The organism is Streptomyces soli, from assembly GCF_003999195.1.
In the GTDB taxonomy this organism is placed as follows: domain Bacteria; phylum Actinomycetota; class Actinomycetes; order Streptomycetales; family Streptomycetaceae; genus Actinacidiphila; species Actinacidiphila soli.
On the sequence record NZ_RJVR01000132.1, the window covers coordinates 1 to 10,403 of the forward strand.

At 68.8% G+C, this 10,403-nt stretch carries 8 protein-coding genes and 2 pseudogenes; 6 read left to right on the forward strand and 4 right to left on the reverse strand.

Going from position 1 to position 10,403, the window contains the following annotated elements:
- Positions 1-823 precede the first annotated feature (823 nt).
- The 3 genes from EFK10_RS11920 to EFK10_RS11930 all read left to right on the forward strand — a co-directional run bounded on the left by EFK10_RS11920 (position 824) and on the right by EFK10_RS11930 (position 1,938).
- Positions 824-1,201: a hypothetical protein gene (locus tag EFK10_RS11920; RefSeq protein WP_127355697.1), complete on the forward strand. Its 378-nt coding sequence runs from the start codon at positions 824-826 to the stop codon at positions 1,199-1,201.
- Positions 1,202-1,299: 98 nt separating this feature from the next.
- Positions 1,300-1,548 (forward strand): antitoxin MazE7, encoded by a 249-nt coding sequence (locus EFK10_RS11925; RefSeq protein ID WP_127355698.1) that lies wholly within the window; start codon positions 1,300-1,302, stop codon positions 1,546-1,548.
- Positions 1,549-1,551: 3 nt separating this feature from the next.
- Complete coding sequence (locus EFK10_RS11930) at positions 1,552-1,938, forward strand: toxin Doc (RefSeq protein ID WP_127355699.1); 387 nt, start codon at positions 1,552-1,554, stop codon at positions 1,936-1,938.
- Between the two features lie 13 nt (positions 1,939-1,951).
- On the opposite strand, the pseudogene EFK10_RS11935 reads toward EFK10_RS11930, so the two are convergent.
- From EFK10_RS11935 to EFK10_RS11950, 4 genes and pseudogenes are all read right to left on the reverse strand, one after another.
- Positions 1,952-2,704 (reverse strand): annotated as a pseudogene (locus EFK10_RS11935) (IS110 family transposase); the annotation flags it as partial.
- Positions 2,705-3,101: 397 nt separating this feature from the next.
- Positions 3,102-3,524: an SRPBCC family protein gene (locus tag EFK10_RS11940; RefSeq protein ID WP_127355700.1), complete on the reverse strand. Its 423-nt coding sequence runs from the start codon at positions 3,522-3,524 to the stop codon at positions 3,102-3,104.
- A 44-nt stretch (positions 3,525-3,568) separates the two neighbouring features.
- Positions 3,569-4,588 carry an RNA polymerase subunit sigma-70 gene (locus EFK10_RS11945; RefSeq protein ID WP_127355701.1) on the reverse strand — a complete coding sequence of 340 codons (1,020 nt, stop codon included), beginning with the start codon at positions 4,586-4,588 and terminating at the stop codon, positions 3,569-3,571.
- Between the two features lie 56 nt (positions 4,589-4,644).
- Entirely contained in the window at positions 4,645-5,031 is a 387-nt protein-coding gene (locus EFK10_RS11950; protein WP_127355702.1) for an SRPBCC domain-containing protein, read from the reverse strand.
- A gap of 401 nt (positions 5,032-5,432) precedes the next feature.
- Between EFK10_RS11950 and EFK10_RS47290 the strand changes: the two genes are divergently transcribed.
- The 3 genes and pseudogenes from EFK10_RS47290 (at position 5,433) to EFK10_RS11965 (ending at position 10,187) form a co-directional block, all read left to right on the forward strand.
- Positions 5,433-5,573, forward strand: a complete 141-nt coding sequence (locus EFK10_RS47290) for a hypothetical protein (protein ID WP_164835943.1) — start codon at positions 5,433-5,435, stop codon at positions 5,571-5,573.
- Between the two features lie 585 nt (positions 5,574-6,158).
- A complete protein-coding gene (locus EFK10_RS11955) occupies positions 6,159-7,628 on the forward strand; it encodes a hypothetical protein (protein ID WP_206305415.1) in 1,470 nt (489 codons plus the stop codon).
- A gap of 949 nt (positions 7,629-8,577) precedes the next feature.
- Positions 8,578-10,187, forward strand: a pseudogene (locus tag EFK10_RS11965) (ISL3 family transposase).
- The last annotated feature ends 216 nt before the right edge of the window (positions 10,188-10,403 follow it).

Here is a 10,403-nt window from a genome sequence, read left to right on the forward strand (position 1 = left end):
GGAGTTGCGCCGCTATCTGGACCAGGCCGCCGCGCACCCCCTGCCCCAGACCGTCACCATCCTGCTCGACGACGCTGCCCGCCGTATCGGCAGGCTCCGTGACACAGGACAGGTCCATCTCCTCGAATGCGCCGACGACGTATTGGCAGCCCTCATCGCCAGCGACCGCCGTCTGGGCACGAGGGCGGGGTCAGCGGCCCCTGTGCACCCCACTCGGCGACCGCCACCTCGCCGTCCCCCACAACCACCTGCCGGCGTTCCGCAAGGCCGCCCTCACCCTGGGCTACCCCGTGGCCTGACGTCGCGAGCAGCGCCACTTCGGCTGCGCCGTCCTTTGCGACTGCCGCGAGGCGGCAATCTCGCGGGCAGGGCCGGGGTGCAAGCCGACTACGCGACCGCCAGCGGTCGAGAGCACCAGTCCGTCTCAGCCAACACTGCGGGTGCGGATTAATCATCCGCCCTGTTCAGGCGGCAGGTTGGTACTCGTGGAGAGTTCCGCCGAGTCGAACTCGGCGGCGGATCATCACGTGCTTGATCTGTCTTGGTTCGGTGATCGGTTCGGGCAGCCGGCGGAGCGGACCGATCCTTGGGCTGTCGGAAGAGACGCTGCGCGGCCGGCGTCGGGCGCTGCTCCAGACCGCACTCCTGGAGCACGCGGCCGCCCACAACCTGCGCACCGTCATGACGTTCCACCAGCGGGCCGAGGAGACAGCCGATCAGCGTCCCCGCCGGGCCCGGCAAGGCCCGGCGGGGAGACCCCGCACCACACCGCCGGCACCAGGGCAGCCCCCGCCGGCCTCCAACCCACCAGGAAGGCACCACCATGTCCCAGGCCACCGCCGAGCAGTCCGCCGACACCCCCGCCGCCGAAGCCCCCGCGCACTTCAGCGCCAGCCACCGCGAACTCACCGACGCCCTGAACCTCGCCGCCCTCGCCGCCCCGCCCCGGCCCCCCGTCCCCACCATGGGCGGCATCGTGATCCACGCCCAGGGCCGCGGCGTGACGCTGAGCGCGTACGACTACGAAGTCGGGGTGTCGGTCACCGTCCCCGCGGACGCGGGCGCGACCGGGCGCAGCGTGCTGGACTACGGCGAACTCACCGAGACGCTCGCCGCCGCCGTCGCGGGTGAGAGCAAGGCCGCCGCCGCCGGGACCGTCGTCACCGTCGACAGCGACCATCGGCTACGATCCGCTCCGTGATAGGGCGCCTGCGGCCCGTACCGCCAATCACGGGGCCGATCGCCCAGTGCACACCCCAGGGGTATTCGCCGAGGTATTCTCTGGTGCATACTTGGGGTATGGCTGACACCACCGTCAAGATCGACACCGAGACCCGCGACCGGTTCGCGGCGCTGGCCGAGGAGCGGGGGCTGAGCGTGCGCGCCTACCTCGCGGAGCTTTCCATCGCCGAGGAGAACCAGGTCCACCTCAGGCGAGCCGCCAACGCCTTCCGCACGGCAGTCAATCGCCCGGGCTTCGCGGACGCCTTCGACCGCGACTTCGGCGGCGCACCGGCGCCGTCCCGCACCTCCCACCAGACGGCCTGAGTCTTGGACCTGCTGATCGACCACCGCTGGCTGCTGGATCGCCAGGAAGATCTGCTCGGCAAGAACCTCGCGGTCCAGGACTACTCGGCGCTGGTCGCCGCAGTCGCCCGGCACCGGGTGAACACCCCCAGCCTCGAGGTGGACAACCCCGACGCCTACTGGCGGGCCGCCGCGCTGCTCGACACGATCGTGCTGCAGCGGCCACTGCCTGCCCGCAACGAGCTCTACGGATACGGCGTCGCCGTCGCCTACATCGAAGCATCCGGCCGCACCATGGACGCCCCCTACGAACAATGGCGCGACCTCATCAACGACATCCGCGCCCTGCGCAACACTGTCTTCGACACCGCCGACCGCCTCCGCTCCTGGCAGACGCCACAACCGAGCTGAAACCCGGCACGGGCAGGTCGCCGACAATGGCAACGAACTCGGCGCCCAGGATGGGGCCCATGCCGGGCATCGATTCGATGATCTCAGCGCGTGGGTCGGTGTGGAAGGTCTCGCGGATCTCCCGGTCGTTGTCCTTGATCCGTTCGTCCAGGGACAGAAGCTGGTGGGCAAGGTCGCAGATGAGTTTGGCGGCTCGCTTCTCTCCGGGCAGCGCGGTCATCTGGGACTGGGCGGCCTCCACCGCCCTGGCCGCGACGTCGTCGGCATTGCGGACCTTGCGTCGTTGCAGCCAGGCCGTCAGCCGCTTGACACCGATCCGGCGCAGGGCGGCCGGGGTCTGGTACTCGGTCAGCAGGACGACCGGTCCCTTGGCCGCGGAGTAGTCGAAGGCCCGCTCCAGGGCGGGGCAGATGTCCACCAGCAGGTCGCGGAGCCGGTTGATCAGCCGGACCCGGTCGGCGATCAGGTCAGCCCGGTAGTTCGTCAGCACCTGGAGGGTGGAGACCAACTCCGGCGGCGTGTCCAGCGGCGTGAAGTCCCGGCGCATACGGGCCTGGTCGGCGATGACCCGCGCGTCCTTGGCGTCGGTCTTGCCCTCACCCCGGTAGGCAGCGGACACGCGGTTGACCGTGCGTCCGGGCACGTAGACCACCTGCTGACCGTGCGCGACCAGCAGGGCCAGCAGGGCCAGCAACAAGGCCGAAGCCCGGCCGGAAATGTCCACTGCCCAGCGCACCTCCTCGGCCTTCTCGCGGGCCACAGCGAGGAACCCAGCCATACCCAACTTCACCGCATACGCCGCGAGCAAGGCCGTCATCTTCGCTCTGCTCAACCCCACCGGGGAGCGCGTCAACGACGTGCGCCGACACCTGCTGATCCTCGGTCCCGACGCCACCGCCGCACGGCACCTGGACATCGTGGAGACTGACGCCGCCCTGGGAGGCCGCGCACGAGGCCGCCACCGCCGCACGGGACTTGACCGGCGTCGCCCGCAACCTCGCCGTCGCCGCCGCCGAGAAGCAGCGTGCGATGACTGCATACGTTCACCGGGTTTGATCGTGCGGCTCTTGGCGCAACCCCTCCTGAGGCCAGGCGGCACCCCTGGCGCAGGACGGCGTTCGTTTCCGTTAACTGGTCGGTGCCGCCCTGCACCGGGTGCCGGCTCAGCCGTGCTGCTCCGCGTGGGCGCCCAAGCGCACCAGGAACCGGCCCCAGTCGACGTTGCACAGCTCGAAGCACTCCAAAGTGGGGACCAGGCCGTGGTGGGTGAAGTCCAGACGGCAGCCGTCCTCGGTCGTCGCCATCGTGAACGTCGGTCGGGTGCCCTCCCAGTCGGGGATCAGCGGGCTGGACGTGACCTCCCAGACCACTACGACGGGGCGGTGGGCGGCCAGCACCCGCATCACCGTCGGCCGCTCCTCGGTGCCGAAGGTGATCTGCAGCTCGCCCCCGGTCTCCCCGGAGCCGGTCGTGGACTTGGCGCTCCACCAGGCGGTGACCTGATCCGGGTCAGTCAGCGCCGCAAAGACCTCCTCGCAGGTCGCGGCGAGGGCGAGGGTTTTGGTGTAGCTGTCGTCGCTGGTCATGGTCGGGCTCCTGTTCTGGCGACCGGTCGCGGCCGGTTGTGTGCTCAGTCGTCTGATGGGTCGTCGGGGAGGATGCTGGGTAGCCCGAAGGGGCGCATCGTGCTGGTCTCGAAGCGGGTCAGGCCGGTGATCCGTTCACTGTTCAGGGTCAGGACGAGCAGCCCGCCCGCGCGCCACAGCCCGTCCGCGGCGTCGTGCATGTAGACGGCGAGGGCGGGCTGCCCATTGGCGCGGGTCTGGACGAAGCGGGCGCGCGGCACCAGCCGGAACGCCACCTCCGCCAGGAACGCCGCCGCCCGGTCGCGGCCCTGCCAGACGGCGGGCAGCGGCGGCATCGCGATCCGCACGTCCTCGGCGAGCAGGCGTACCACGGCGTCGACGTCGTGGGCGGTCAGCGCCTGGGTGAGCAGCCGCACCAGCCGCGCCTCGCCAGCAGTGCCGGCAGTGCTGCCCGTGGTAGCGCGCGCCGGACCATGCTCGCGCAGCGCTGCGCGCGCCCGGCTCAGCGTCATCGCGACCGCCTGCGGCGTAGAGTCGAGGGTCTCGGCCACTTCGGCGGCACTGAACCCCAGCACGTCGCGTAGTACGAGTACGGCCCGGGCGCGCGGCGACAGCAGTTGCAGCGCGGTGACGAACGCCAGCGACACCGCCTCCACCCGTTCGATTCGGGCTTGCGGGGCGGCCTCGGGGTCTGGCAGTTCATCCAACAGCAGGTCGGGATATGGCTGGAGCCAGGTGACCTCGGTCGATCCGGTCGGTGCCGGTGCCAAGGCGGGCAGCTGGTCGGCCATCTGTGGCTTCCGGGAGGCGTTACGGATCAGGTTCAGGCAGGTGTTGGAGGCGACCTTGTACAGCCAGGTGCGCACCGAGGCGCGGCCCTGAAAGGAGGCCAGGCCGCGCCAGGCCGCCAGCAACGTCTCCTGCACCGCGTCCTCGGCGTCGTCGAACGAACCGAGCATCCGGTAGCAGTGCACGTGCAACTCCCGCCGGTACGGGGCGACCAGGCCGGCGAAGGCCACCTCATCACCGCAGCAGGCCGCCTGCAGCAGGTCGGTCTCGGCCATGACTCCTCATCTCCCTTCCTGGGCGGCGGCTCCGCCGCCCCAGCGGTCCCACGGTGTCAGGCGGCGGCGAAGTACTCCGTCAGCGGGGTGAGGTAGAAGGTCGGCCAGTTCGCAGCGATGTGGTCGTGCCAGTCATCAGGCTCACCGTGCTGGTCGACGGCCAGGAGGGTGCCGCCGTCCACGGCCACGAGAGTGAAGGTAACCAGGGAGTACCGTCCCGGCTCCCAGCCAGGGAACCGCCACGCCTGCACGATCCGGGCGCCGGGAACCAACTCGATCTGCCGCCCGGTCACGTTCCCGTCGAAGGCGGCGAACTCCTCCCCCGCAGTCCACGCCACCTTGCCGCCCATCCCCGACAGCGCCGACAGCGCCTCCGCGTCGGCGAGCACCTGGTAGACACGCCGCGGGTCGGCGGAAATGGTCGCCTGCTGGTGAATGCTCATCGATCCCTCCACGTTCGAGTCATCTCGGTTCCACCCATACAGACACCCGCGGCACGCGGAACCTAACATCGCCCCGAAACTCTTCTGACAGCGCCCACGAGTCTTGACACGGCCGCCGTCAGGGTCACCGAGCCGCATCAGCGACGACAGACCGCTCTGGCCCACGTGGCTGTCTCAAACAACGGGCGCGCCAACGTGACACGGCTACACGACCACGACCCCACAAACCACCCGGCCAGCACACACAACATCCACTGCAACCCAAACGCCAACCCACTGAAGAAAAACCGCCGAACAACAGTTCGGACTCCGCCGCCCACTCCGTCCCATACATCGCCCGGTGAGCAGGCAAGACCCCCAAGGACGTCGCCGAAACCATCAAGACCGCCGGAAACCAGGTCATGACCGCCGCAAAGACCACCCTTGCCGCCATCACCCCGGCCGACCACACCGACGACGCCACGGACGTCCGGGGTGAGCGCACCGGTGGCCGCCGACCCGATCAGGGGGCGCAGGAAGTCACGGCACCTCGTGGATCTTGAAGCGTAGAGAACTCCATGATCCATCGGCGCAGTGCTCGGTCCATGTCCGGGGCGCCAACGCGCACACCGCCCCCGACCCCCGGTCAAACCGGGTCAAAGATCAAACACTCCGGGGCCCTGCCGCCTCGGTGACTCCTCCCCCCGGATAAATCCGGGGGGAGGAGTCACCGATGGTTGGACAGCGCCAATGTTCGAGGATAGCTGGATCGCGAGGCAAGGGACCAACCAGGGCGAGACCGGATGTCCCGTCTCACGGAACTTCAGGACGCGCCGCTACCCGTCGGGCTGCACTGGAACCCTTGCTACCGGAAATGCATCCCACAGTACGTGACGCAAGCAATACGGATCTCTGTTGAGAAGACACAGGCTCGCCTGAACCAAACTCGCAAGCGGGTTCGCGAGGCGTTCGATGGAACACCGCGGGAGCAAGTTCCAGCTGGTGGAGGGCGCCGCCTACCGGCTCTTTCTCGCACTGCGGCCGGCGGATCGGGCGCGGCAGAGGCTCTGCGCGGGACGACGTCTGATTGGCGGCGGCCGGTGAGTGGGCGCACGCGGCTTTCTCGATGCCTGCAGGCCGAGGTGGCCGTGTTCGTGCTCGCGTTCATCGTGCGGATTTCCGTTGTGTTGACGAGCAACGGTCTGCGTGGGAACTTCGGCTATGACGCCAGCGTGTATTACTCGGCCGCCGATGCGTTGACGTTCGGCCGCCTGCCGTATCGCGACTTCGTCTTGTTGCACCCGCCCGGGCTGATGCTCGTGCTGACGCCGTTCGCCGTGCTCGGACGGATGAGCACCGATCACACCGGTTTCGTCGCCGGGAATCTCGCATTCACCGCGCTGGGTGCGGCGAACGCCGTACTTGTCATGCGCGTTGCCCGGGCAATGAAACTCGACCGGCGAGCCGCGATTGTCGGCGGAGGGTTCTACGCGGTCTGGTTGGGATCGGTGCACTCGGAATACTTGAGCCGTCTCGAGCCGCTCGGCAATTTCGCTCTCTTGTGTGGATTGCTTACCTACTTCGGCGCCCGCCGATCCGCGAGTCGCTATCTACCGCTGGTATGTGGACTGGCGTTCGGAGCGGCGGCGAGCGTCAAGATCTGGTGGGCCGTCCCGCTGCTCATCGTGTTGGCCTGGCACGTCCCGGCCGACCGGCGACGTGATCTACCCAAGGTCGCGGCCGGCGCAGCCGTCGCGCTCCTCGCCATCGACGGGCCGTTCTTCATGGCCGCACCGAGCCAGATGTGGCACATGGTCGTCACCGAACAACTCGGCCGTAACCGAAGCAGCATTTCGTCAGTAACCCGTCTGAGTCAGCTGACCGGCGTGCAGGGGGTCGTGTCTCGTCTGGGTCATCCTGCCGCCGTGGCGATCTCGGTCCTGCTCATCGTCGTGGTCTTCTGCATCATGGCGCTCGCGTGGCGGATGAGAGCCGCCAGAGTCGTGGTTGTCCTCGGGGCCGTGCAGGGCGCCCTGCTCATGACCGCTCCGTCATGGTTTTCCTTCTACTCCGACTACCTCGCGCCGGCGGCGGCGCTGGTCCTTGCCGCGGCCGTCAGCCGGACAGTGTTGCCAACGACGGCCCGGCCCGGCGCGATCCTGCGAACGCGCGTGATCAGCTGGGTGTCCGTCCTCGCCGCAGCGGCGGGTACCTACGCGTATCTGAGCGGACCCCATCAGCCGGTTAGCACATTCCCCAGCACCCGGCTGGCCAGCGCCGTGCGCCACACTCGGTGCGTGATGTCCGATTCGCCTATGGGGTTGATCCTGCTGGACACGCTGAGCAAAGACCTCGGCGACGGCTGCCCCAATTGGATCGACGTCACCGGCCGCACCTACGGCGCGGATGCGGGAACCCTTCCCGGCGGAAAGCCCCTCTCTCGCGTCGCCAACCCAACGTGGCAACGCGACCTGCTCAACTACCTACGCAGCGGCGATGCGGTGATGCTCATCCGTACAGCGGGGACCGGCGTCAGCCACCAAACCCAAACCGCGCTACGCCGCGGCGGAATACTGGCCACCGCCGGCGGCCACACCATCTACCACACCCCACACTGACCCGCCCCGGTCAGCACAACGAGACTGGGGAAACGGTGTCTCCCTCGGGGGGCGGGATGCCCGTAGCGCTACCAGTTCGCACCGCGCGGGCCGTGCTGAGCCAGGCCAGGCGGGCAGGATGGTGGCCGGGATCGGTATCGCGTCGCTGTAGTCGATGTGGTGGTCGCCTCGCTCCCGGCATCGTCAAGCGCATCCGGCGGGCCTACCGCCTGCGCAGCCACCCCCAGCGTCTCGCCGACCAGGGCATGCTCAGCCTGAACGAGATCGCCCGCCGGCTGGGCATCGGCCTGAAAACGGTCAAGCACTGGCGCGACCACGGCCTGCTGACCGGCCGCTTGCCCGGATGGCGAGCAAGCCGGCGAACGTGGCAAACTCGCTGGTCAGCCTGCCCTTGCCGACCCCGGCCTCGTTGTCCCACACGAGTGCCTTGGGGACCGCTTCCCAGCCGTCGGCCCAGGCGCCAGTGGCCGTCGATCAGGTCGCCGGTTTGCCGCGAGGGCAGCATCCGGGCGGTGATCACCCGCGAGTACCCGCGAACGATGACCAGCACCGGCGGGCGCCCCGACTGGCCGTAGCCGAGCGGGATGTCCACCGGCGGGAACCAGCGGATGGCGGGCTCGACCGCGTCGACCGCCGACCCCTTCAGCGGGCGCTGGTAGACCGGCGGCCGGTCGGTGGCCAGGGCCCGTTTCACCGTGTTCTTCGAGTGCCCAAGTGACGGGCGATCGCCCGGATCGGCAGGTGCTCGGCCCGGTGCAGCCGACGGATCTCAGCCCAGTCCTCCACGGAAATCACCCTCTCCTCCTGATCCTCAGTGAAGATCAGGATGATCAGACGATCGCGAGGTGGGTCACCGTTGATCCGCCGTTCAGCGGTCAGTTTTCAGGTTCTGGATCACTTTCCGTGCCCGGACCACGGAGGGTCACCGAAGACGCGATCATGAACGGCCGTGGGCGATGTGTTCCTGGCCGACCTGTGGTGCCACCAGGTCGAAGGTGTGCTGATCGAAGACGTACTGCTGGACGGCGAGTTCGTGGTCGTACGAGCTCGCGCCGTAGCGGAGTGGGCCGGATGTCCGGGGTGCGGAGTGGTGTCGAGCCGTGTGCACAGCCGGTACGTGCGAAGGCTCGCTGAAAGCGCGGCCGGTGGCCGCCGCGTGGTCATCGAGTTACGGGTCCGCCGGTTCCATTGCCGAGAGCCCGAGTGCGCGCGGACGACGTTCGTCGAGCAGGTCACCGGGCTGACCTTCCGCTACGGTCGGCGAAGCGTCGCGTTGCAGGCGGTGCTGGAGAAGGTGGCGTTGATGCTGGCGGGCCGGGCCGGTGCCCGCTTGGCGGACGTGCTGGCAGTGGCGGCGAGCCGGTCGACGCTGTTGCGGCTGATACGTGCGCTGCCCGAGCCGGTCACGGCCACGCCCAGAGTGCTCGGGGTCGATGAGTTCGCGCTGCGCAAGGGGCATGTCTACGCCACGGTCCTGGTGGACATCGAGACCCGCCGCCCCGTCGATCTTCTGCCTGACAGGTCCGTTTCCACGGTGGCCGAGTGGCTCACCGGCCATCCCGGTGTTGAAATGATCTGCCGCGACCGCTCCTTCGCCTACGCCGAGGCCGGGCGGATCGGGGCGCCCGACGCCGTCCACGTCGCGGACCGCTGGCACATCTGGAAGAACCTCGCCGAGGCTGTCGAGAAGACCGTCGTCCGCCACCGCGCGCTGCTGCGCGAGCCACACTTCCAGACACCGGCCCCTGTCCTGGAGCCCCTGGACACCACCCGGCTCCAGGCCGGCCCGTCAGCCGGGCAGCCGCGCCGGTCAGGCCGGCACTCGGACCGGATCCGCGAACAGCACGCGGCCGTCCACGCCCTGCTCGACCAGGGGCTCGGACTGCGGCCCATCGCCCGCCAACTGGGCCTGGCCCGCAACACCGTGCGCCGTCTCGCGCGTGTCGCGAGCGCCGATGACCTGCTGGTCGGCAGGTGGACCGGCCGCACCAGCATCCTCGACCCCTACAAGCCCTACCTCCACCACCGGTGGCAGGAGGGCTGCACCACCGCCGCCGCCTGTTCGAAGAACTCCGCGAACGCGGCTACCGCGGTGGCGAGAGCATCGTCAAACGCTACGTTCGGCAACTGCGGGATGCGTTCCCGCACGATGACCCGCCCCGCAAGGAGCCGTCCGTGCGGGATGTGACCGGCTGGATCACCCGCCGCCCCGACAAACTCAACGCCGACCAGGCCCAGCGGCTCAAGGAGGTCCTCGCTCGTTGCCCTGAACTCGATCGGACCACGCACCACGTTCGCGCCTTTGCCGAGCTGATGAACAACCGCCAGGGCCGCCTGCTCGACCAGTGGATCGCCGCTGTCCAGGCTGATGACCTGCCCGCCCTGCACACGTTCGTCTCCGGCCTGGGCCAGGACCTCGATGCCGTCGTCGCCGGACTCAGCCTGCCCTACAGCTCCGGTGCCGTCGAAGGCCACAACAAGATCAAGATGCTGAAGCGCCAGATGTTCGGCCGCGCCAACTTCGATCTCCTGCGCAAACGGGTTCTGCTGGCCGCGTGAGGCCGTTCATGATCGCGTCTTCGGTGACCCTCCGTGGTCCGGGCACGGAAAGTGATCCAGATCCAGTTTTCACCCGACGCCGACACTGCTTGTGCGCTCCAGTCGGACCACGATCCCCTTCGACGTGGGCTGGTTACTGAAGTCGGCCACGCTGTCCAGCGGAACCAGGACATTTGTCTCGGGGTAGTACGCGGCGGCGCAGCCGATTGCGCTCGG